The organism is Cysteiniphilum sp. 19S12-1 (assembly GCF_052030685.1).
GTDB lineage: Bacteria > Pseudomonadota > Gammaproteobacteria > Francisellales > Francisellaceae > Caedibacter.
Genome location: NZ_JBQAJM010000005.1, coordinates 47655 through 68634, shown reverse-complemented (window position 1 = coordinate 68634; position 20980 = coordinate 47655). Strand labels below are relative to the sequence as shown.

General features: G+C 37.0%; 28 protein-coding genes. 12 read left to right on the top strand and 16 right to left on the bottom strand.

Annotated features, from left to right (window positions below; genetic code table 11):
- Positions 1 to 11: 11 nt before the first annotated feature.
- From ACTS4L_RS02715 to rpsA, 6 genes are all read right to left on the bottom strand, one after another.
- A complete protein-coding gene (locus ACTS4L_RS02715; RefSeq protein WP_440616079.1) occupies positions 12 to 260 on the bottom strand; it encodes a hypothetical protein in 249 nt (82 codons plus the stop codon).
- A 3-nt stretch (positions 261 to 263) separates the two neighbouring features.
- Entirely contained in the window at positions 264 to 797 is a 534-nt protein-coding gene (msrB, locus tag ACTS4L_RS02710; RefSeq protein ID WP_440616077.1) for a peptide-methionine (R)-S-oxide reductase MsrB, read from the bottom strand.
- 325 nt (positions 798 to 1122) lie between these two features.
- Positions 1123 to 2409 carry a lipopolysaccharide biosynthesis protein gene (locus ACTS4L_RS02705; RefSeq protein ID WP_440616076.1) on the bottom strand — a complete coding sequence of 429 codons (1287 nt, stop codon included), beginning with the start codon at positions 2407 to 2409 and terminating at the stop codon, positions 1123 to 1125.
- Positions 2409 to 2729: a TusE/DsrC/DsvC family sulfur relay protein gene (locus ACTS4L_RS02700; protein ID WP_440616074.1), complete on the bottom strand. Its 321-nt coding sequence runs from the start codon at positions 2727 to 2729 to the stop codon at positions 2409 to 2411. The genes ACTS4L_RS02705 and ACTS4L_RS02700 overlap by 1 nt, the downstream gene beginning before the upstream one ends.
- Positions 2730 to 2796: 67 nt before the next feature.
- The gene (locus ACTS4L_RS02695) at positions 2797 to 2997 is read right to left on the bottom strand and encodes a hypothetical protein (RefSeq protein ID WP_440616073.1); all 201 of its coding nucleotides are present in this window, start codon (positions 2995 to 2997) and stop codon (positions 2797 to 2799) included.
- A gap of 447 nt (positions 2998 to 3444) precedes the next feature.
- Positions 3445 to 5106, bottom strand: coding sequence for a 30S ribosomal protein S1 (rpsA, locus tag ACTS4L_RS02690; RefSeq protein WP_440616071.1), 1662 nt, complete (start codon positions 5104 to 5106; stop codon positions 3445 to 3447).
- 257 nt (positions 5107 to 5363) lie between these two features.
- Between rpsA and ACTS4L_RS02685 the strand changes: the two genes are divergently transcribed.
- Positions 5364 to 6287, top strand: a complete 924-nt coding sequence (locus ACTS4L_RS02685) for an ROK family protein (RefSeq protein ID WP_440616070.1) — start codon at positions 5364 to 5366, stop codon at positions 6285 to 6287.
- A 191-nt stretch (positions 6288 to 6478) separates the two neighbouring features.
- Positions 6479 to 6805, top strand: coding sequence for a helix-turn-helix domain-containing protein (locus ACTS4L_RS02680; protein WP_440616069.1), 327 nt, complete (start codon positions 6479 to 6481; stop codon positions 6803 to 6805).
- Between the two features lie 9 nt (positions 6806 to 6814).
- Here ACTS4L_RS02680 and ACTS4L_RS02675 read toward each other — a convergent pair whose 3' ends face one another.
- The 10 genes from ACTS4L_RS02675 to minC are packed head-to-tail and all read right to left on the bottom strand — an operon-like array spanning position 6815 to position 12524.
- The gene (locus tag ACTS4L_RS02675) at positions 6815 to 7249 is read right to left on the bottom strand and encodes an MAPEG family protein (RefSeq protein ID WP_440616067.1); all 435 of its coding nucleotides are present in this window, start codon (positions 7247 to 7249) and stop codon (positions 6815 to 6817) included.
- 22 nt (positions 7250 to 7271) lie between these two features.
- Positions 7272 to 7523, bottom strand: coding sequence for a BolA family protein (locus ACTS4L_RS02670; RefSeq protein WP_440616066.1), 252 nt, complete (start codon positions 7521 to 7523; stop codon positions 7272 to 7274).
- A 20-nt stretch (positions 7524 to 7543) separates the two neighbouring features.
- On the bottom strand, positions 7544 to 7849 hold the full coding sequence (locus ACTS4L_RS02665) for an STAS domain-containing protein (RefSeq protein WP_440616065.1): 306 nt from the start codon (positions 7847 to 7849) through the stop codon (positions 7544 to 7546).
- A complete protein-coding gene (locus ACTS4L_RS02660) occupies positions 7821 to 8558 on the bottom strand; it encodes an MlaC/ttg2D family ABC transporter substrate-binding protein (RefSeq protein WP_440616064.1) in 738 nt (245 codons plus the stop codon). Before ACTS4L_RS02660 ends, ACTS4L_RS02665 begins: the two co-directional genes overlap by 29 nt.
- Entirely contained in the window at positions 8555 to 9052 is a 498-nt protein-coding gene (gene mlaD / locus ACTS4L_RS02655; RefSeq protein WP_440616063.1) for an outer membrane lipid asymmetry maintenance protein MlaD, read from the bottom strand. Before mlaD ends, ACTS4L_RS02660 begins: the two co-directional genes overlap by 4 nt.
- A gap of 3 nt (positions 9053 to 9055) precedes the next feature.
- A complete protein-coding gene (gene mlaE / locus ACTS4L_RS02650; protein WP_440616062.1) occupies positions 9056 to 9826 on the bottom strand; it encodes a lipid asymmetry maintenance ABC transporter permease subunit MlaE in 771 nt (256 codons plus the stop codon).
- A gap of 15 nt (positions 9827 to 9841) precedes the next feature.
- Positions 9842 to 10639: an ABC transporter ATP-binding protein gene (locus tag ACTS4L_RS02645; protein WP_440616060.1), complete on the bottom strand. Its 798-nt coding sequence runs from the start codon at positions 10637 to 10639 to the stop codon at positions 9842 to 9844.
- Entirely contained in the window at positions 10639 to 10935 is a 297-nt protein-coding gene (gene minE / locus ACTS4L_RS02640) for a cell division topological specificity factor MinE (RefSeq protein WP_440616059.1), read from the bottom strand. Before minE ends, ACTS4L_RS02645 begins: the two co-directional genes overlap by 1 nt.
- Before the next feature lies 1 nt (position 10936).
- Complete coding sequence (gene minD, locus ACTS4L_RS02635) at positions 10937 to 11791, bottom strand: septum site-determining protein MinD (protein ID WP_440616057.1); 855 nt, start codon at positions 11789 to 11791, stop codon at positions 10937 to 10939.
- A gap of 49 nt (positions 11792 to 11840) precedes the next feature.
- Positions 11841 to 12524 carry a septum site-determining protein MinC gene (minC, locus tag ACTS4L_RS02630; protein ID WP_440616056.1) on the bottom strand — a complete coding sequence of 228 codons (684 nt, stop codon included), beginning with the start codon at positions 12522 to 12524 and terminating at the stop codon, positions 11841 to 11843.
- Between the two features lie 162 nt (positions 12525 to 12686).
- On the opposite strand from minC, the gene ACTS4L_RS02625 reads away from it, so the two are divergent.
- The 10 genes from ACTS4L_RS02625 to ACTS4L_RS02580 all read left to right on the top strand — a co-directional run bounded on the left by ACTS4L_RS02625 (position 12687) and on the right by ACTS4L_RS02580 (position 20873).
- Positions 12687 to 13733, top strand: a complete 1047-nt coding sequence (locus ACTS4L_RS02625) for a FecCD family ABC transporter permease (protein WP_440651680.1) — start codon at positions 12687 to 12689, stop codon at positions 13731 to 13733.
- A 39-nt stretch (positions 13734 to 13772) separates the two neighbouring features.
- Entirely contained in the window at positions 13773 to 14237 is a 465-nt protein-coding gene (gene fvfA / locus ACTS4L_RS02620) for a Francisella virulence factor A (RefSeq protein ID WP_440616053.1), read from the top strand.
- Positions 14238 to 14399: 162 nt separating this feature from the next.
- Entirely contained in the window at positions 14400 to 15353 is a 954-nt protein-coding gene (gene fmt, locus ACTS4L_RS02615) for a methionyl-tRNA formyltransferase (protein WP_440616051.1), read from the top strand.
- Between the two features lie 43 nt (positions 15354 to 15396).
- On the top strand, positions 15397 to 16002 hold the full coding sequence (fic, locus tag ACTS4L_RS02610) for a protein adenylyltransferase Fic (RefSeq protein ID WP_440616050.1): 606 nt from the start codon (positions 15397 to 15399) through the stop codon (positions 16000 to 16002).
- A 186-nt stretch (positions 16003 to 16188) separates the two neighbouring features.
- Positions 16189 to 17103, top strand: a complete 915-nt coding sequence (locus tag ACTS4L_RS02605; RefSeq protein ID WP_440616048.1) for a DMT family transporter — start codon at positions 16189 to 16191, stop codon at positions 17101 to 17103.
- Complete coding sequence (locus ACTS4L_RS02600; RefSeq protein WP_440616047.1) at positions 17104 to 17754, top strand: flavodoxin family protein; 651 nt, start codon at positions 17104 to 17106, stop codon at positions 17752 to 17754.
- A gap of 2 nt (positions 17755 to 17756) precedes the next feature.
- On the top strand, positions 17757 to 19274 hold the full coding sequence (locus ACTS4L_RS02595) for an anthranilate synthase component I family protein (protein ID WP_440616046.1): 1518 nt from the start codon (positions 17757 to 17759) through the stop codon (positions 19272 to 19274).
- A complete protein-coding gene (locus ACTS4L_RS02590) occupies positions 19255 to 19836 on the top strand; it encodes an anthranilate synthase component II (RefSeq protein ID WP_440616044.1) in 582 nt (193 codons plus the stop codon). Before ACTS4L_RS02595 ends, ACTS4L_RS02590 begins: the two co-directional genes overlap by 20 nt.
- Positions 19837 to 19958: 122 nt before the next feature.
- Positions 19959 to 20114 (top strand): hypothetical protein, encoded by a 156-nt coding sequence (locus ACTS4L_RS02585; protein WP_440616042.1) that lies wholly within the window; start codon positions 19959 to 19961, stop codon positions 20112 to 20114.
- Positions 20115 to 20144: 30 nt separating this feature from the next.
- A complete protein-coding gene (locus ACTS4L_RS02580) occupies positions 20145 to 20873 on the top strand; it encodes a glutathione peroxidase (protein ID WP_440616041.1) in 729 nt (242 codons plus the stop codon).
- Positions 20874 to 20980: the final 107 nt, after the last annotated feature.

The window sequence follows — 20980 nt, the reverse complement described above, 5'->3', positions numbered from 1 at the left end:
AAGGGCAGCTATTAAGAATGTCCAAACCATTTCTTCAATTTATTTTCTGCTTTTAATACATGTTTCTCTAATCTTGGAAAGCGATGCAATAGTTTGTGAAGCCATTTTCGTATTGGTGGGACAAGCCATGAAAGCACAATGATTCCTGCGAAAAAGAATACAAACCCCGGAATGATGGGCAAAACCGCACCCAGCAAGGCCAGTGCAAATAGAATGATGACAATGACGATGAGTAAGGTTTTTTTAAAGATAACGCGCATAGTTTATTTCGATGGGTTATTTTTATCAAACAGATAAAGGTAATCACCATAGCCTTTACTTAGCATCTCGTCTTTAGGAATAAATTGAAGTGCTGCTGAGTTAACACAGTAGCGAAGTCCTGTTGGCTTTGGTCCATCATTAAAAACATGTCCTAAATGTGAGTCAGCTACCAGAGATCTAACTTCTGTGCGTACAAGAAAGAAGAATTTACGATCTTCTTTTTCCTGAATATATTTTGTATCTATTGGTTTTGTAAAGCTTGGCCAACCTGTGCCTGAGTCAAACTTGTCAGTCGAGCTAAACAGTGGTTCGCCAGAAACTATATCAACATAAATACCTTCGCTTTTATTATTCCAATAGCTATTATCAAAGGGCTTTTCTGTTGCCTCTTCTTGAGTGACTTGGTATTGCAGCGTTGATAGTGTACTAAGTTTCTGCTTTTTTATATCGGCATTAAAATGTTGGTAATCAGTTGCCATTGCAATAACTCCTATACTTATTAAGATAAAGCCTATGCTAATATTACGCGGGTACATCTATATTCTCCTGCCAATTGCACTGTTTTGATTTTAGCAGGGTAATTGCTATAAAGTGATAACTTAAGAGAGTGAAAACAATAATGTAACAATTTTTTTACATGGCAATACCCTCTTGAAACGGTTTCTTCACATTTTTCTAAATATAATGCAATCAATTCGATCGCGTGATCGTTAGAAATAATAGTTTGAAATTTGAGTAATAGGAGCAGAAAATGATCATAACAAAACAGACACAACAAAAAGCATCAACTTGGCAAAAAATCAAAAAAGAATATATCAAGTTTTGTTCATTGCAAGCACAGTCACATTTATATTTATAAGGTTAGTTTTGTTTGTGGAAAAAGGTAAAGATAGTTGGGTTAATGCCAAGTTTATTGATCACAAAATAAGTTAATACCAGATTCCAGAAAATCATCGCAATTGCTGAAGCAATTGCGACACCAAAGGCATGTAAACTTGGAATAAGTGCAATGCCGAGGATAATGTTGATAACAAGTGCGATGTAAAAAACACGACACGTTGTTTTTTCAAATCCTGCCATATTTAAGATCGTAAAGACACTACCACATAGGACGTTAACCGCTTGACCAATCATTAACACACAAAACAGCGAATAGGCTTGTGTATATGCTTGACCATAAAGCATAGTAATCCAGTAGCCAGCAATAACTAAAGTTACCATGCCAAGAGTGGATAACCCGCAAATAATACGTGTATATTCAGTGATTTTGGCTTGGAATGCATCATGTGCTAACATTTTATAATCATTAGCCACTTGTGCCATAATATTGGCGCTAACTGCATTTAAAACAAAGACAACTAAAGCACTTAGTTGAAGTGCCACGGCATAATAAGCAATACTTTCATTACTAGAGAATATTTTCAGTAAGACAATGTCAATTTGACTTAGCAATAAATTACCCCATTTTAATAACATAAAAGCGAGATTACTGCCGTGTGGCTTATGACTTTTAAATCCGTATTTGATGCTGACTTTTAACCATAATATAAGCATGTAAAGGGTAATCGCGGCAAACATTGAGCCCACAAGTAGCGGGGCATTATGAATTTTGATTACAATATAGATGCCAATGATCAGTAGCATAATCAGACGCATGATAAATTGAATTAAGTTTGCATAAATCACTTTTCTATTGGCGACATAAAAAGACTGCAGAAGATTAGCAATAAAAAAAGGTAGCGCAAATAAGAAAGCAAAAACTTCAATAAAACTGGCATTGGGATCAAATAAATAGATATAGCTAAAACAGCCAATGCAGGCAAGTGCAAGAATGATTATCCCGCGGCGCCAAAACCAATTGTGTAGTTGGAAAACTTCTTTTGTACGTCTACCCCCACTGTTGCTAGACCAGCCCCAGCTACGAGCTAAGATGCCATCAGCACCAAGGGTAGCAATCACTGCAGAAATAGTGGCAATGGTCACACCAAACATATATTGTCCATATTCAGAAATAGTTAGATAGTGTGCCAGTAAAATGGCAGAAGCAAAGGCAGTCATTTGTCCTAAGCCTTGTACAAACATAGTGCCCAGAGATTTGACTAAAATCTCGTTGTTAAGTAGTTTTTTAGCTTGTGCTATTAACATCATTAAATGCATCTTTTGGGTTTAGGTAATCCTGCAATTTTGGCAGCTTGCCGCGCAGGGGAGACAGGGAATAGGGTTTGTAGATAAAGGCTATTGCCAATGTCATTGCCATATTGCTCTTTGAGTGATTTAACCAAAAGGCGAATCGCTGGTGCTGCGTTATGTGTCTTGTAGTATTCGCGTAAAAAATAAATAACCTGCCAATGTTCATCGGTTAGTGTAATATTCTCTTCTTTGGCAAAAGCATAAGCGATATCAGTTGACCACTGTGTGTGGTCTTTTAAAAAGCCGTGCTCATCAAGTGGTATGGTAAATTGGGTCATTAATGCAGAAAAGGAAATTTACAATCGCCCTATAGTAGAGGAATTTAGTGATATAGTGAAGTTGAAATTAAACGGTTAGGTTATATAAACCAACTTCAATATTGCCTAGAACCTGTTTGTACACCCAAGAAAACGGTAATTGATCAGGGTTGAAGTTATAAATGTGAACATCCCATAGCTTGTTTGAAGGATTGTAGTCAATAACCATATTTAAATAGCAGGGGGCATTACTGTTATTGCTTAAGGTGTAAAATGAATTATCAGACATTGTTTTAAAAGCGGGTTGCGAATGCCTTGAATTATTTGTTGAGACCCAGCATTGTTGAATTTTTGTTTGTGACGGGAGGGTAACTCTTTCGCGTGAGGCAAAATAGATTGCTGTAATGCCTTTTTTATGACGAATTTTTTCTAACAACTCAAAATAGTTGTTGTTAATGTATTGATTTAATAGTACTGAAATAGAGCGTGTAGAGTTGTCATTTTCTTCACAGGAGTGATGCGTACAAGCGCTCAATGATAATGTAGTAATTAACAAAATAAAAAAAGCAGGAAGTAACACAAACCATCTTGACGCTTTTCTAGGTGTTGAAAGTTTTTTGGGTAAAAGTGTCAATATGATTCGCAAAATAAATTAAATCCTTTAATTTAATATAAAGATAAATCAAGCAAATTCAAAAAAGGCAACGTGATCATTGCCTTAACGTATTACTTGTTTTTATTTATTTAGTTTTTCTTTAATTAAGTCACCAATGGTTGTTGGCGCCATTTGCTCAGCTTTGTAATTCGTTTTAGCTGTTTTTTCCATATCTTCATCTAGGCCTTTGATAGAAAGGTTGATGCTGCGACGTTTAGTGTCAATATTGCTAACGCGCGCTTCAATTTCCTGACCTACTTTAAGGACATGACGTGCATCTTCAGTGTGTTCACGTGAAATATCAGCAACGCGAATGAAGCCTTCTACTTCAGGTGCAAGCTCAACGTTAGCACCGTTTTGTTGAACCGCTGTAATAACACCAGTAACTTTAGCACCTTTGTCATTTGCAGCGGTGTATTGTGTAAATGGATCATTAGAAAGCTGTTTAATACCAAGGGCGATACGTTCACGCTCGATATCAACAGAAAGCATCACTGCTTCAATTTCTTCACCTTTCTTCAATTGGCTTACAACATCTTCTGCTTTGTTCCAAGCAACGTCAGAAATATGCACAAGACCATCGATGTTACCATCTAAACCGATGAAGATACCAAAGTCGGTGATAGAACGGATCTTACCATTGACTTTATCACCTGGCTTATGTGCATCAGCGAATGCTTGCCATGGATTGATAATGCATTGCTTCATGCCAAGCGAAATACGGTGACGTGACGCATCAACTTCAAGAACCATTACTTCAACTTCTTGACCTAAAGAAACTAACTTGTGTGGGTTAGCATTTTTGTTTGTCCAATCCATTTCAGATGTATGAACAAGACCTTCAATGCCTTCTTTAAGCTTAACAAAACAACCGTAGTCAGTAATGTTAGTGATTTTGCCCATAAGCTTAGTACCAACAGCAAGCTCTTCGGCAACACTCGCCCAAGGATCTTCGCCCAACTGCTTGATACCAAGAGAAATACGACCTTTGTCATTATCAAATTTGATGATCTTAACATCGATCTCATCGCCAAGTGCTAACATATCACTCGGATGCTTAATGCGGCTCCAAGACATATCAGTGATGTGTAATAAACCATCAACGCCGCCAAGATCAATAAATGCACCAAAGTCAGTAATGTTTTTAACAACACCTTTAACAACTGAACCTTCGCTCAACTTCTCGAATAATGCTTCACGATCTTCTTGCGTTTCAGCTTCGATAACCGCGCGACGAGAAACAACGATATTGTTGCGCTTAGTATCAAGTTTAACGATCTTAAGTTCGATGTCTTTGTCTTCTAAGTGAGAGATATCACGCAATGGACGAACGTCAACAAGAGATCCAGGTAAGAACGCACGCAGGCCTTTAACTTCAACTGTATAGCCGCCGCGAACATGGTTTGTAATACGACCTAATACAGTCTCTTGGTCATCACATGCTTTCTCAAGCGCGCCCCAAACTTCGATGCGTTTTGCTTTTTCGCGTGATAGACGTGTTTCACCGTTGCTGTTGTCTAATGCGTCAAGTACAACATCTACTTGGTCACCAATTTGAACTTCAATTTCGCCTTGATCATTTCTGAATTGATCAAGAGAAACAATAGATTCTGATTTTAAACCTGCGTCAATCCAAGCAAATTCACGATCAATAGCAACAATAGTTGCTTTGATGATCTTGCCAACACGCATTTCAGTTTCTTTTAGTGAAGCTTCAAAGAGGTCTTTAAAATTTTCAGTCATGGTTTAGTTCCAATATATCTTAAGCCAGTGGTTAGTTATACATTGAGTTTACTGCATTCACTGGAAAACTGCATAAACTCAGCCTAAATAAAAGGTGGCAAGATTTTAAAGGATTGTCTTGACGTTTTCAATCAGTTGTTACTGTTTTATGCAAAAAATTCAAAAGTTAAATACTTCCTCTGCTTTTCATTAGATGAAATAGTTGAAGCGGTATATGCTAATGCCATAAATTCTTAACTAAAGATCATTAATACAGTATGAAGAGTTATCTATGTTTTGACCTAGGGGGTACCTATACCAAATATGCATTGATTGATTTAGCGGGAAACATCGTTGTATCAGATAAATATCACACAGGAAAAATCATTGACCCCGAGGCGCTGCTTCAGCAATTTATGCTGCGTTTTGTAGAATTAAAGAAGACATATCAGATCGTGGGTGTTGGCTTTTCGTGTCATGGAATTGTTGATATCCAAAGGGGCTGTATTGCCTTTGGCTCACCTTATGTCAAAGCGCTAGAAAATTATCCGCTAGTCGAGCGTTTTAAACAAGAAGCAGGTGTTGAGCTTGTAGTGATTGAAAATGACGTTAATGCAGCAGCTATTGGTGAATCAACCTATTGGCAGAGTCATCACTGCCAGAATTATCTCTTTTTAACTTTAGGCACCAGTATTGGTGGCGCGATTATTATTAATGGTCAATTGTATCGTGGATTTAATAATGCGGCAGGTGAGTTTGGTTATATGCTGACAAATGCGCAAGATAATCAACAAAACAATCAAAAAATAAAAAGCATGTTACCAGGTGCTTGGGAAGGTTATGCTTCAGCCAAAACTTTATTAGAAAAATATTGCGCTGCAACACAAAGTGAAGAAGTAAGTATAGCGTATTTTAAAGAACAGTTATTTAATAAAAAACCTATTGCATTAAAGGTCTTTGAAGCGTATTTACATCAGGTTGTTGTCGGGCTCATTTCATTGACGCATATATTAGCGCCGGAGTTGATTATTATTGGTGGCGCGATTTCGGAGGAATCATTTTTTATCGACGCATTAAGGCAGCGCTTTCATGAGAAAGTATTACCTTTTTATAAAGAAGTGAAAATTATGCCAGCCCATCTTGGGAATCATGCTGGTGTCCAAGGGGTTGCGTGTTTATTGAGCAAATTAAGGGTGTGTTAATGATTATTTGCGTGAAATGCTTGACGGATGCCTTAACATTGGTTATCAATGATAGCGCGAGGTTAGGTTACATAAAGTAATTAAAACGAAAATAAACAGAAGTAAACAGAAATTTAAACGTCTTAAGGTGACTAACAGCATGAAGCTAAGAATGAACACGATGTTTAGATGGAGGAAGGAGTAGTAAAATAATGGCAAATCAATATTCTCAGAGCTTTGAAATCATTCTGTCAAAGAAATATGGAAGACCGGCAGAGGAAGTACTAAAGAGTTACTCAAGCGAAGGCTTAAGTTATGAGGACGTTGCGGGTAAGTTTGGGTTTAAAACCACCACTGTGCGTAAATGGTGTCGTAAATACAATATTGAGTTGTTAGGTCCTACAGATGGTAATGCGGCAAAAGCTTATGAAACGCTTTATCAGTCAAGCCTTAATGCTGTTTCCGTCAATACATATAATGTACTGTACCGTTCTTGGTCTATTGATCACCAATACTTTACGGTTGACAGAAAAAATTAAGTTTGATGATTAATGCAGCTTAATCAACTCAATCAGTAGCATTAAAATTATCGTAAATAAAAAAGCAGTTGATAATAGAAACGAGCAGAGTCTTAAGCTTAAGTTGTTTGTTGTTAAATGAATCATTGAGTTAATGATTCTAAAGCTGACAAATAGCCAACCAAGGATGAGTAAATAACTGATCTGCATCAGCTCTGGATTGAGCAAGATGATAATGAAGCAAATATAAAAAAGTACTGGCATTTGAAATAAGTTATCAAGATGTCTTGATGTGATTTCAAGCCAAGGATGCTCTTTCTTACAAAAATCCATTGTCCGTAAATCGCTCAACGTGATTTTTCCTTTGCGAATGGCCTGAATACGATTAAACAGGGTAATAAAAACGCTGACAATGGTAAGAATCATCATCACAATAATCGGTATTGACCAAGCCGTTGTTGACATTGTGATACTCCAATTATTAAGTTTATTTAGCGAGTGCTTGCCATTTTTCCGGTGTATATGTTTTCATGGCAATAGCATGTAACTCACCTGATGCAATGTGCTCGTTAATTGCGGCATAGACCATTTGTTGTTGTTTAACTTTACTAAGTACTCCGTTAAAAGCATCACTGATAATCGTTGCATTGAAATGCACATTATCATCACTTTCAATTAAGGCAGTGGTGTTATCCCCCAGTCTGTTTTCGATTAAAGTTTTTAACTCGACTGTATTCATGATTTATGATCTCTTATTTGTTATTGTTTTACAAAAGGTGAAAATAGATTATCCAAACCGTGGATGTTAATCAAGGATTTAGCATTTTCTGAAACAAGACCTGTAAATTGCAGATCAATGTTATTGCTTTGACAGTGATGGATAATGTGCATAAGAAGTGCGATGCCGGCACTATCAATCTCTTGAGTATTGTTAAGATCAATTTCTAGTGTTGATGCTACAGATTTAAGCGCATGATCTAGTTCTTTTTCAATGCTTGAAGCGTTGCTAAAATTAAGATCGCCGTTTAGGCTAAAACTATTTGGATTTTTTATTGATAAGCTCATTGTTCTTTTTCTCAATGGCAAGGTTAATATCTTTAAGGGTTTTATAGTCTTTGAACTGTGCTTTGAAGTTATCTAATATGCTGACGCCGGCAACGGCTAGATCATAAATTTTCCATTTTGCCTGCTTGGTATCTTTGCTTGCTTCATTAAGCATTTTAATACTCAAATCAGAAGAGGATTGATTCTGCAAATTAATGATTTTGCCTGTTACAACTATTAGACGTTGTCCTTGCCATGAATCATTACTAAAAGGAAAAATTTGAATATCATAATTACCGGCCTGAGCAATATTCTCAGCATATGAATATGCCAACATTTGGGTAATTTCAGTGATAAATTTCTCTTTTTCAGCCTTAGCAGCAGCTTGCCAGCGTTCCTTGCCAACCAATAGTTGCGCAATGATATTTGTCGCTAAAAGTGGCATTACATGCGTGTTAATTAACTGGATAAGTTTTTTAGGGTTTTGACTTAATTGTTTCTTTGACTGAATCAAGGTTTTTTGTGTTTCAACAATAGATTTTTGCAATAAAGTTACCGGATCAGTACCTGCTAATGATTTGCTAGTCTCAACAGTTGGTTTGGTACCTGCAGAAGTTGTGGTTGTTACAGTTGTTGCAGGTTTAGTGTTGGCTGCAAAGCTTATCTGCATGCTGGCAAGCATTAAAGTGGCGCTTGCAAATGTCGTTATTTTCTTTGTTTTATCGATCATTTTTTATCTCCAGAACCTGATACAAAGGTGTTAATCAGTGAGTTAAGGTTAATGGCTGAAGAGGTGTTTGACAACTCTATTGTGCTGCCATTTTCTAAGTATTTACTGTTATATAATCCGGGTATGTCGATATCTGATGGGTGCAGTGCAATAAAGCTATCACCCAAAATACCACTTGTATCAATGGCAGCGCCATAGCTGCTTGGAATGTTGTTATAGCGTTTATTAATGTTTAAAGTAACGTCAGCAATAAAGCCATTGTAGTTTGGTGTTAGTGTAATACTATCAACTTTACCAATTTCAACACCAGCAATCCGTACAGCAGCTCCTGGGCGTAAGCTACCGATATTTTGAAACTGCGCTTTGACTTGATAAGAGCTATTATCAAAGCCAGCAAGTGACAGTCCACTAACTTTTAATGCCATAAAGATAAGTGCAACAATGCCAAGAAGGACAAAAACACCTACTAATAGCTCGTAAGATTTTTTATACATTTTTTAAACTCCTTTGAACATTAAGGCGGTCATTAGAAAGTCTAGACCTAAAATTGCTAAAGAGGAATAGACGACAGTCTTTGTCGTCGCTTGTGCAATACCTGCGGAATTAGCGCGACAATTATAACCTTGATAAAGCGAGACAATCGCCACAGCAATGCCAAAGACTAAACTTTTTAAAATACCATTCATCACATCGTCATAAAATAATACTGAAGCTTGCATGTTACCCCAGAATGTGCCACTAAAAAGCCCTAGCAATTTGACGCCAATAAGGTATCCGCCCCAAATTGAGATGCTCGAGAAAAACAAATTTAAAATAGGCACACTTAAAACACATGCCCAAAATCTTGGTGCTAAGATGAAACGCACTGGGTCAACGCCCATCATATTAAGACTAGCTAGTTGTTCAGTTGCTTTCATTAATCCCACTTCAGAGGTTAGTGCACTGCCAGCGCGTCCAGCAAACAACAAAGCAGTGACCACCGGTCCAAGCTCACGAATAATGCTTAAGGCAACCATTGGACCTAAAGCTGATTCAGCGCTAAATTTAGCAAGTGTATAAAAACCTTGTAATGCTAAGACAAAACCAATGAATAAGCCTGAAACCAAAATGATCAAAACCGAGTTGATGCCAACGTGGTAGGTTTGCGTAATAATGCCGCGCGGATTGCAGCGACCAAATATCATCTCAAGTGCTAGTAATATTGATTCACCGAGATTGGTTATTGTATTTAAGGTGTTGCGACCAAGCATTTGGATGGTTTTTAGCATGAATCACTTCCTCATTTATTGCAATGTGCTTAAGAAGTTAGGCGCAGGATAATCAAATGCCACCGGACCGTCTGCGCTACCGGATAGAAACTGCGAGACAAATGGATCTTTACTATTTTTGATGAATTCAGGAGAACCTTCGAGCATTACTTGTTGATTGGCAATGATAATGACATGATCGGCAATGCTCATTACCTCATCAATATCATGCGAAACAATGACTGAGGTCATATGTAGTGCATCATTGAGTGCTTTGATTAAGGTTAAAATCACCTTTAAAGAAATAGGATCCTGACCAGTAAAGGGTTCATCATAAAGCATAAGCTCAGGATCTAATGCAATGGCGCGTGCAAGGGCGGCGCGTCGAGCCATGCCGCCTGATAGTTCACTAGGCATCATATCGGCTGTGCCACGCAGTCCAACAGATTGCAGCTTCATTAATACTAAGTTATGAATTAGGCGCTCACTTAGGTTGCTATTTTGACGCAGTGGGAAGGCAACGTTGTCAAATACTGATAATTGCGTGAAAAGGGCGCCAGATTGGAATAAAACGCCCATTTTCTTGCGTAAAGCGAGTAATGCTTTTTTATCTAGTGAATGAAGCTCATGATCAAGTACACGAATATCACCGTTTTTAGCTTTTATCAGGCGACCAATGAGATGCAAAAGCGTGGTTTTACCAGTGCCCGATGGGCCTAGTATTGCGGTGATTTTTCCCTTAGGGATGCTGCATGTTAAGTTTTTATAAATGCATTTTTCACCACGGAAAAAGACTACTTTATCAAAACTTACAGCAAGGTGATCGTAAGACATTAGGCGTTTAATGCTTGCTTAGCTTGGTTTGACTCTTCAGGAATAGTGACATTAAGCTCGAGGACGGATCTGTCTCCTTGGCTATCGATGTCAATTTTGATGTCATTGTGACCAATGTTGACATATTTTTTAACAACTTCAAGAATGTCATCTTGTAACCTATTAATGAAATCTGGTTTTTTAACCCCAGAGTGAGCTTCATTTCGTTGGTGTGATACGATGATTTGCAAGCGCTCTTTAGCAATATGTGCGCTATTTTTCGCGACAGGCTTTTTAAAAAAATTAAACAATCCCATGTTACTTTCCTCCAAATAGTCGCTTTAAAAGACTAGGTTTTTCTGCAGTGATAAAGCGTAATGGTTTATCATGACCTAAGAAGCGTTCGACGGCATCAATATAGGCTTGACCGGCTTCACTGTCTTGATAAGCAGTTACTGGGACGCCTGAGTTTGATGCCTGTAACACCATTTTTGATTCTGGAATAACACCTAATAGCGGGATAGATAATACATCTTTGACATCATCAAGCGATAGCATTTCACCTTGTACAACGCGTGTCGGGTCGTAGCGTGTAATTAGAAGCTTTGCATCAACGCCTTCATCATGTTCTTTGGCTTTACGTGTTTTACTGGAAAGCACACCAATAATGCGATCGGAATCACGCACAGAGGAAACCTCAGGATTCGTCACAACAATCGCTTTATCAGCATGGAGCATTGCCATTAATGCGCCTTTTTCAATACCTGCAGGCGAGTCACAAATAATGTAGTCAAAACTTTCTTTTAGTTCTTGCATAATGCCTTCTAAGCCGGCTTCGGTTAACGCATCTTTATCGCGCGTTTGTGAAGCAGGGAGAATATAAAGATTCTCAGAGCGCTTATCTTTAATTAATGTTTGATTGATGTTCGCTTCTTTATTGATCAAGCTAATTAGATCATAGACAACGCGGCGTTCGCACCCCATGACAAGATCGAGGTTTCTAAGACCAACATCAAAATCAATAACAACGGTTTTAAAGCCTTTCATGGCCAATGCTAATGATATCGCGGCACTTGTTGTGGTTTTGCCAACACCACCTTTACCTGAGGTGATGACCACGGTCGTGGCGCGCGGCTTGGCATTCTTTTTGGTTTGTTTGGAATCTGTGCTCACAGTATTTAATCCTTGATTCAATTGTTATTTTCTTAAAAAATGGGAGAGCCTAAATTTGGCTGATCATGATTGTACCGTCTTTTAGCTGTATTTGATAGCCATTATTGTCATTTCCAAGTGCCTCAACAGGCTCTTCAAAAATTTTATACTGGCCAGCAATTGATACAAGATCTGCTTCTAATTTGTGACAAAAAATTCGCGCATTGGTGTCACCATCCAATCCGGCAACTGCACGTCCACGCAATGTGCCATATACGTGAATATTGCCACTGGCTAACAGCTCAGCGCCTGAGCTGACGGAGGATAATATAATCAAATCACCATTTTGTGAGATTACTTGTTGCCCCGAGCGCACGCGCGAGCTGATAATTTTGTGTTGTGACGTTGAGACTTTATTCACCGAAACCGTCGGTGCGGGAATATTTTTGCCTTCCTTGAATATTGGAAAACCTTTGGTTTGTAAGGCATCGGTCAGCGTTTGATCGGGTAATCTAAAGCCCACAGTAAGTAATGTGTGTTTTCTTAACATTTCAGTTAAGCTTTCGACAAACTCAATCGTTAATCCGCTCTTTATGGCGGTTAATTCAATGACCATCGGGGTGTTATTAAAGAATTGCGGCGCTTGTTTTATTTTGGTTGTGATTTGTTTTTCAATGTCATCAAGATCGGTACTCAATACTTGTAATACGCTTAACGTGAAGAGACTTCCCTTGATTTGAAAAGCTGCCGGCATTTTGTTTCCCTTGTTATTTTGTCGCACTTTACCAATAATGGTAGCGAAAATGCACTATTGCATTGTATCGTTAAAATATATCGATTTTATAACGAATATCATGATAATTGGCAAGGCTAATTATGCCTTTAGGTGATAAATTATGGTGAAAGGGCGAAAAAGTTGCAAACACAGATAAATAAAGTCAGAAAAGTAAAAAAAATAAAAAAAGCAAAAAAAACAACTGGAGTTGTTGGCTTCAATATGATGTTGGGCTTATTGTGGCTCATACTGTTTATCATCGTGAGTTCATTGTCGTATACTCACAATGCGCATTTAAATAGCTCGTTGGCGAGTCAGTTGTTTTGGCAATATCAGTTAATCATCTGGGTTGCAGCAACGCTTGTCGGTGGTGGCTTGGGTGTTAGTGGCGCTATTTTGCAGTTGGTATTGCGTAATCCATTAGCCGATGCTAGTATTTTAGGTGTCTCCTCGGGAAGTCAGTTTGTTGGATTGATGTTGTTATTTATCTTGCCTGCTTATTTTATAACACTGACGCATCATTCGTATTTACTCTTTTTCCTTGCGTGTGTGTTTGGCGCATTTGTTGTGCTTATTGTGTTTTTACTAGTGATTAGTTTGCAGGATCGCCTTGCTAATATCGCTGTGGTGATTTTACTTGGTGTCGGTGTTTCAGCTATTTTTAGCGCATTAACGGCATTGATTATGAGTTTTAGTCAAGCACAAACCTTGCAGCAAATCACCTTGTGGCAGTTTGGCGGCTTTGTCAATGTCACTTGGCAACAGGTGATATTATTAACCGTTATCACCTTGATTTTTTGCAGTTTTGCCTATCGTAAACATCAGGCATTTGATTTATTGAGTCTTGGTGAATCTGAAGCAATGATGATGGGGCTTGATGTTAAAAGATTACTGATTCAGTTGGTTGTGTTATTGGCATTCTTGATTGCCGCCATTGTCTCGATTACTGGCCCCATTGCCTTTTTAGGGCTCGTTGCACCTCATATCGCAAGAATGTGTATTGGTACAAATAAAATGAAGTATTTGCTGATAAGCAGCTTTTTATGTGGTGCGATTTTAATGCTAATCAGCCAGTTTTTATCGCAAACATTACTTTATCCAATGATTATTCCAGTGGGCATTATCACCTCATTAATAGGCGCACCATTTTTAATATTTTTAGTGATTCGTGCACTGGCAGGAAAATAGCGCGGTAAGTGGTATAGCTTATCGTAAGCCGACTATGCTATGATACGCGCTAACCAAAACCAGAGTATTGATTTATTGATTGCTATGAGTCGTTTTCAACAAAATATTATTTATGCAGGAATTTTAATTGCCGTGATTGGTTTTTTTTGGGCGATCGTCCCTAAAACAAAATATGAACCACATGCCGTATATTTGCCGCAGACCAAAGAAGTCTACTCGCCGGTGAAGCTTCAGAGTGTACAGTTTTATGCATCAGAAGATATGAATTTAAGAAAAGCCGTGCCTGTGGTTAACGGGTTTAATGAATCACCTATTGGTATTATCCGTGTTGATACGCATTATACGAGCAAAAAAGAAATCCAAGCGGCATGCGAGCAAAATGTACAAAAAGCCAAAGAAGTGGCAGCACAATATGGTGCGACCAAAGTCATTGGCAATTGCGTGGCTTCGGGCAATACTGGACCGTTGGATGGTGCCAATCTTTACGCTTACGCATATCGTTAATCTATTGAATCTTTTTAAAATAAGTAGCTATAAGTGGCTATGCAAATGTCAATAGGTGTTTTCTGGATTTTCGGATCAAGTCCAAGAATGACAGCGAACCGTCATATTTGGATTTAATCCAAATATCTATGATTATCAATAAACTATTGTTTAGGTACCTATATGTCAAATAATCCTAAATCGTTACGTATCGTTTTTGCTGGTACGCCAGATATCTCAGCGCATGTGCTAAGCGCCTTGCTTGAAGAAAATTACAACATTCTTGGTGTTTTTACACAACCAGATCGTGCCAAAGGGCGCGGTAAAAAATTGGAATGCTCACCAGTTAAAACTTGTGCTTTGGCGCATAATATTCCAGTGTTTCAGCCGCTATCTTTCAAAAAAGAACCTGAGGCAGTCAAGCAATTAGCAGATTTAAATGCCGATGTAATGGTAGTTATTGCTTATGGCTTATTACTGCCAAAAATGGTGCTAGAAACCCCTAAACAGGGCTGTATTAATATTCACGTATCCCTTTTACCAAAATGGCGAGGAGCAGCTCCCATACAACGCGCGATTGAAGCGGGAGATCAAAAGACGGGTATTACCATTATGCAGATGGATGAAGGCCTAGATACTGGTGACATCTTACATGTGCTTGAAACCCCTATTTTAGATAATGACACCAGTTTAAGTTTACATAATCGCTTGGCAGAGTTATCAGTGCCTGCCGTATGTACTGTTTTGAAAGAGATGGCAGAGAATAGATTAAATCCTCAAGTACAATCTGAAGGTGCGACCTATGCACATAAGCTGACTAAAGAAGAAGGGTTGATTGACTTTAATAACCCTTGCAAGGTAATTGATTGCAAAATCCGTGCCTTTAGCCCTTGGCCAAGTGCTTATATGATGCTTGATGGTGAAGCAGTCAAGTTCGCTGATATTGAAATTATTCATGAAATGACTAGTTCCGCGGTAGGCACCATTATTGGTGTCGATAAAAAAGGACTTAAAGTTCAGGTGCAAGATGGTTTGATCAATATTGGTTCGTTGCAATTCCCCGGCAAAAAGATGCTAGCTGTCGCAAGTATTCTTAATGGTAAGGATTTAAGTTATCTTATAGGAAAAGTAGTTTAACTGGATGCTTGGACTGACGTGATTAACTTGGAGAAACTCAAAAATGATTTTGGCAAACAAACTAAATATTACCAATCAATTAGAACTGGCTAAAGCGCAAGAGAAAATCAGTAAGCAAAAGGCAAAACAGCTATTTATCAGCGGTGATATCGATGAGGTTGAAGTCGGCAAGTTTTCAGGATTGTCATATATCCATGCTTATCTTTTTGCAGATATTTATGATTTCGCCGGAAAAATTCGTGATGTGAATATAGCCAAAGGTAATTTTCGTTTTGCTCCTTTGATGTATCTTGAGCAATCATTAAAATATATCGATGGCATGCCACAAACCAGTTTTGATGAGATTATTGAAAAATATGTTGAAATGAATGTTGCTCACCCATTTAGAGAGGGCAATGGGCGTGCAACACGCATTTGGTTGGATTTGATCCTAAAAAAAGAAATTCAGCATGTAATTGATTGGAATCAAGTCGATAAGGATGAGTATTTATCAGCAATGGAGCGCAGTGTGGTTAAAGACATAGAAATCAAAGTATTACTTAAAGAAGCATTAACCAAGCAAATAAACGATAGGGCTTTATTTATCAAAGGTATCGATATTAGCTACTACTATGAAGGTTATAGTGAGTTTAAAACTGAAGATTTGTAACTCTAATTTGTGTTAATGCTTACTTTCTAAAAGGTCATAGACAGATCATCATGGGTTCAAGGTGTGAGTATCATTGATTTTGCATAAGTCATTTGTTTTTATTAGTTTAAAATATATAGACAGTCTATTTGTATTCGTGTATCGTTACAAAAATATAAATCTTATTTGTTAATGTTCTTATCTGACATGATTAAATTACTTAAAAATGAATACTTGCCCGGATATTTTTATGTTCTTATCAGTGTTGTTGGCTTTTCTATTAAATCTATATTCATTAAACTAGCATATAGTTACAATGTTCAACCAGTAACACTTTTAACCTTGAGAATGTGTCTATCTATACCTTTATTTATGTTGGTAATATTATTTATTGGGTTTTATAGCAAAATTAAGCTTGGTGAAACGAAATTAGTTAGCCTAAAGCTAATAATTATTGCCTCTCTTTGTTATTATTTAACTACTTTAACTGATATGTATGGACTGTTTTATGTATCGGTTATGGTAGAAAGGATGATTTTATTTACTTTTCCATGCTTTGTCGTGTTCTTCTCAATTATGTTTTTTAAAAAAACATATTCAAAAATGGTTATTACTCCATTTGCTATTAGCTACAGTGGTTTAGCAATATATTTTTTTGCAAACTCTGGAGTTGGCGATGGGATGAGTAATGATTTGGTGGGAGTTTTATTAATTTTTGGGAGTGCTATCTTTTATGCCGTTTATTTTATCGTATGTGAAAAGTCACTAAAAAAGACAAATCCTATACTTTTTAACTCATGGTCAATGCTCTTTGCTGGATTTTACGCATTAATGCAATATTTTTCTAGTTATAATCAAGTAGGCTTATTGTTAGAGCAGACTTGGCAGGTTTATATATTAGCATTATTCATGGCTGTTTTTTCTACTGTTATTCCATCAATTTTTATGGTGTTAGGCATGAAACGAATAGGGGTAGTTCCAAGTGCGCTAATGAATAATTTAGGGCCAATTATTACACTTGTGATATCAGTAGTTATATTAGATGATAGTATTAGCTATATGGAATTAATTGGGATTTTATTGGTGATTTTTGGGATATATAGTTTTAGGAGATTTAAATAAATGAAAAAAATAGTTGTTACAATTATATCTGGCTCAGAAAGGCGAGGAGGTAATAGTGATTCTGTAGTAAGTTATTTAGATGGTTACTTTCAAAATGTTGGTTGTTTGGTACATAGTATTTTCTTATCTGAGAAGGAAATATTGCCTTGTGGTAGTTGTGGAGATTGTAATTATCGTTCTTCTCCTTGCAGTTTAGATGATGATGTCACCTCTATTGTTGATTATTTAGTTGATTCTAACATTATAATTTATGTGGCGCCTGTGCATGCTTTTGGAATGGCGCATAAAATGCAAATTTTTTTGGAAAGAGCTGGTGTTGGTTATTTGAGGTTTAACAGACCTTTAGCTGATAAGCTTGGAGGCTGTGTTGTTGTAGGGAGAAGGTATAATTTAGGAAATGTACATGATCAGTTATTAAATAATTTTTTATTAAATAGAATGATTGTTCCTGGTTCTGGTTATCCAGCCTTGGTACATGGTGGAGAGTCAGGGGGTATTTGGGATGATGAAGAAGGTGTGTCGGCAATCAATCAATTAATGGAACGATTATATTCGTTGGCTATTTCTATGAATCTTCAAAGAACAGATGAGTTATGTTTGATTCAGAATGAACGAGTAGCGGTTGAAAATAATTCAAAAATGAAGGTATAAAAATGAATATGTTAAAAGTTAGAAGCTATTGTGAAAGTTTACCAACTAATGCTGATAGTTTTAGTCTTTTCAATAGCTTAAGAAAAGTGTATATGGATGATCAGTTATTTTTACTTGAATCCTTGTCCGGACCAAATAAAGATATGAACCAAGCTTTAATTGGTATAGAGCCTTTGTTTAATATAAAGGTTAGCTTAACAATGATAAAAACATCTGGAATAAGTGTAGTTTTAGCTTCAGTGAATGCTGCTTTAGATTCTTTTGATGAGTTAAGCAAAGTTAAAGAATGTGAGTATGAAATTAAAAATTTAAATAAAGTATGGGAGATATTAAGAAAAATAGAGTCGATTTTTTCTTTAGATTATGTTGGTGATAGTACTTCACTAGCTTTTGGTTTTTTTGGTTACTTTGGCTATGACAGTGTCCGAATAATAGAAAGCTTGCCATATTGTATACATCAAAAAGACCAGACATACATTATTGATCTGAGTATTTATAGTACATTAATTAATATGGATTTAAAAAATGGTCAGAATTTTTTAATTACTAATGAACTTGAAAATACTCCTAAAAGCTCTGTTAAGAAAGCTGTTATGAATATTGTTAGTGAAGAAATTTATGATGAACAGCAGTTAGATTTTTGCTCAGATAGTAAAGTTTTAATCCCTAAGAAGATCAAGGATTCTGTTGATAAAATGACATATTTTAATTGGGTTTATAAGGCTTTAGATCATATTGTGCAAGGCAATATTTATCAGATTCAGTTAGGACATGAAATAACTATAGATAGTGAGATAAAACCCTACTCTGTATATAAAAGGTTACGTAAAATTAATCCTTCTCCCTATATGTACTATACGCAGTTGGGGGGCATGCATATCATCGGAGCTAGTCCTGAACTATTTTTAAGAATTGATAAGAATAATAAGCTAACGATGAGACCAATCGCAGGAACTATTAGGGCTGGAAAAAATGCAGAAGAAGATAGAATTTTGCAGCAAGCTATGTTGAATGATGAAAAGGAAAGAGCAGAGCACATTATGTTGGTGGATTTATGTCGTAATGATATAGGTCGAGTCTGTGCTAAGAGAACTTTAAAAACAGATGAATTGATGGTCGTTGAGAAATACTCTCATGTATCACACATAGTTTCCAATGTCATTGGACAAAAAGAAGCAAGTTATGATAAGTATGATGTGATAGCAGCAACATTTCCCGCAGGGACAATGACTGGGGCTCCTAAAGTTAGAGCAATGGAAATTATTGAGGAAACGGAAAATTCGCGAAGAGGTCTTTATGCTGGTTGTATTGGTTTTATAGATTTTTCTGGTGTGGTTGAAACAGCGCTTTGTATCCGCACTGCCACTTACCAGTCTGGAACATATACGATTAGAGCATCAGGCGGTATTGTTTATGACTCAACTCCGGAAGGAGAGTGGAATGAAACTATTAGTAAGTTAAGCTCAACGTATTATGCAATTACAGCAAAGGAGTTAAGAAATGAAGCTTTTATTAATTGATGCCTATGATAGTTTCGTGCATATCATTTATCAATATTGTGTCTCACTAGAAGGAGTGAGTGCAGACGTTATCAGAAATGATCGTGTTACGGCTGACAGTATAAGGCAAGCCCAATATGATTTAATTATATTTGGTCCAGGTCCTGGTAGCCCAAAAGATAGTGGATATATCCCTCTAATAAAGGAGTTTAGTGGAAAAATCCCTTTATTTGGCGTTTGTTTAGGTATGCAGGCTATGGTTGAAGTATTTGATGGTAAGGTGGTAAGATCAAAAAACGTTAGGCATGGAAAAGTCAGTAAAATTAAACATAATTCAGACGCATATTTTGCTGGTATGCCCTCTGTTTTTGAGGTGACACGCTACCACTCATTAGCAGCTGAAGATTCATCTTTTCCTCATGAAAATCTAGATATTTTGGCAAGATCATTGGACGATGATTGTATTATGGCAATCAAACATAAGCATTTTCAGGTAAGCGGAGTACAGTTTCACCCAGAGAGTATCACAAGTAATCATGGTGTGGATATTTTTATGAATGTAATAAAGCGCTTGCTGATTTAGGTTGTTGTAGGCTTAATTTACAATAAATAAAATTGATCAATAATTAAAATATAATATATTTATCACATGCTTGAACGTTTGCTATAGTGTTGACATCGAAACAGCAAAAAGGAATAAAGAGCATGAAAAAGATTATAAATATCACAATCAGTGTTATGTTGTTAGGTAGCAATCTTGCTTTAGCAGGCACAGATTTTTATGCAACATCAACCATGGCGAAACAAGTGCACAAGACACAAATGCATAGTTTAAATGCGTCAATTAATATTAATGAATAACGAAACAATCAATAAAACAGGAGTCAATAGATGTTCCCAAATTTAGAAAACCAACACGTTCCAAATGTCACGTTTAGAACCATGCAAGATGGTCAGTGGCAAGATGTGACAAGCAATGATATTTTTAAAGGTAAAAATGTCATTGTTTTTTCATTACCGGGTGCTTTCACGCCAACATGTTCATCTGCACATGTGCCGCGTTTTAATGAGTTGTTTCCAGTGTTTAAAAAGCATGGTATTGATCGCATTGTTTGCATGTCAGTCAATGATACCTTTGTGATGAATGCTTGGAAAAAAGAACAAAAAGCTGAAAATATCGAGTTTATCCCCGATGGTAATGGTGAGTTTACCGAAAAAATGGGGCTTTTGGTTGATAAAGAGGCTTTAGGTTTTGGTAAGCGCTCATGGCGTTATTCAATGCTTGTAAAAGATGGTGTGATTGCCAAGATGTTTATTGAGCCAAATAAAGCAGGTGACCCATTTGAAGTCTCTGATGCGGATACGATGCTTGAGTTTGTTGCACCTAATGCGCAGTTGCCAAAAGAAGTGACAATTTTCACTAAGCCTGGATGCCCACATTGTAAACGCGCCAAAAAGTTACTTAATGATCATAACCAAGGCTATGAAGAAGTTGTGCTAGGTCATGGAGCGTCAATGCGAACCGTTAAAGCATTAACAAATCGCCAAACCGTGCCGCAAATCTATATTGATGGGCAACATATTGGGGGTGCCGATGATTTGGAGAAATATTATAGTTAATTTGTGTTCGGCTTATCTTTGTCCTGAATTTTCCCTGACAGTCAAATAAATTTAAAATATACAACAGATAGGTAAAAAAACTCTATTTTAGGCAGAACTTACTGTTG

Coding starts and splice junctions, on each gene's coding strand:
- minE (WP_440616059.1), bottom strand. CDS start 10,935: ATGGGATTGTTTAATTTTTTTAAAAAGCCTGTCGCGAAAAATAGCGCA.
- ACTS4L_RS02675 (WP_440616067.1), bottom strand. CDS start 7,249: ATGTCAACAACGGCTTGGTCAATACCGATTATTGTGATGATGATTCTT.
- ACTS4L_RS02680 (WP_440616069.1), top strand. CDS start 6,479: ATGGCAAATCAATATTCTCAGAGCTTTGAAATCATTCTGTCAAAGAAA.
- fvfA (WP_440616053.1), top strand. CDS start 13,773: ATGATACGCGCTAACCAAAACCAGAGTATTGATTTATTGATTGCTATG.
- rpsA (WP_440616071.1), bottom strand. CDS start 5,106: ATGACTGAAAATTTTAAAGACCTCTTTGAAGCTTCACTAAAAGAAACT.
- ACTS4L_RS02685 (WP_440616070.1), top strand. CDS start 5,364: ATGAAGAGTTATCTATGTTTTGACCTAGGGGGTACCTATACCAAATAT.
- ACTS4L_RS02670 (WP_440616066.1), bottom strand. CDS start 7,523: ATGAATACAGTCGAGTTAAAAACTTTAATCGAAAACAGACTGGGGGAT.
- fic (WP_440616050.1), top strand. CDS start 15,397: ATGATTTTGGCAAACAAACTAAATATTACCAATCAATTAGAACTGGCT.
- ACTS4L_RS02585 (WP_440616042.1), top strand. CDS start 19,959: ATGAAAAAGATTATAAATATCACAATCAGTGTTATGTTGTTAGGTAGC.
- ACTS4L_RS02645 (WP_440616060.1), bottom strand. CDS start 10,639: ATGTCTTACGATCACCTTGCTGTAAGTTTTGATAAAGTAGTCTTTTTC.
- ACTS4L_RS02695 (WP_440616073.1), bottom strand. CDS start 2,997: ATGTCTGATAATTCATTTTACACCTTAAGCAATAACAGTAATGCCCCC.
- msrB (WP_440616077.1), bottom strand. CDS start 797: ATGTACCCGCGTAATATTAGCATAGGCTTTATCTTAATAAGTATAGGA.
- ACTS4L_RS02700 (WP_440616074.1), bottom strand. CDS start 2,729: ATGACCCAATTTACCATACCACTTGATGAGCACGGCTTTTTAAAAGAC.
- fmt (WP_440616051.1), top strand. CDS start 14,400: ATGTCAAATAATCCTAAATCGTTACGTATCGTTTTTGCTGGTACGCCA.
- ACTS4L_RS02590 (WP_440616044.1), top strand. CDS start 19,255: ATGAAGCTTTTATTAATTGATGCCTATGATAGTTTCGTGCATATCATT.
- mlaE (WP_440616062.1), bottom strand. CDS start 9,826: ATGCTAAAAACCATCCAAATGCTTGGTCGCAACACCTTAAATACAATA.
- ACTS4L_RS02715 (WP_440616079.1), bottom strand. CDS start 260: ATGCGCGTTATCTTTAAAAAAACCTTACTCATCGTCATTGTCATCATT.
- ACTS4L_RS02600 (WP_440616047.1), top strand. CDS start 17,104: ATGAAAAAAATAGTTGTTACAATTATATCTGGCTCAGAAAGGCGAGGA.
- ACTS4L_RS02665 (WP_440616065.1), bottom strand. CDS start 7,849: ATGAGCTTATCAATAAAAAATCCAAATAGTTTTAGCCTAAACGGCGAT.
- ACTS4L_RS02595 (WP_440616046.1), top strand. CDS start 17,757: ATGAATATGTTAAAAGTTAGAAGCTATTGTGAAAGTTTACCAACTAAT.
- minC (WP_440616056.1), bottom strand. CDS start 12,524: ATGCCGGCAGCTTTTCAAATCAAGGGAAGTCTCTTCACGTTAAGCGTA.
- ACTS4L_RS02660 (WP_440616064.1), bottom strand. CDS start 8,558: ATGATCGATAAAACAAAGAAAATAACGACATTTGCAAGCGCCACTTTA.
- ACTS4L_RS02605 (WP_440616048.1), top strand. CDS start 16,189: ATGATTAAATTACTTAAAAATGAATACTTGCCCGGATATTTTTATGTT.
- ACTS4L_RS02580 (WP_440616041.1), top strand. CDS start 20,145: ATGTTCCCAAATTTAGAAAACCAACACGTTCCAAATGTCACGTTTAGA.
- mlaD (WP_440616063.1), bottom strand. CDS start 9,052: ATGTATAAAAAATCTTACGAGCTATTAGTAGGTGTTTTTGTCCTTCTT.
- ACTS4L_RS02705 (WP_440616076.1), bottom strand. CDS start 2,409: ATGATGTTAATAGCACAAGCTAAAAAACTACTTAACAACGAGATTTTA.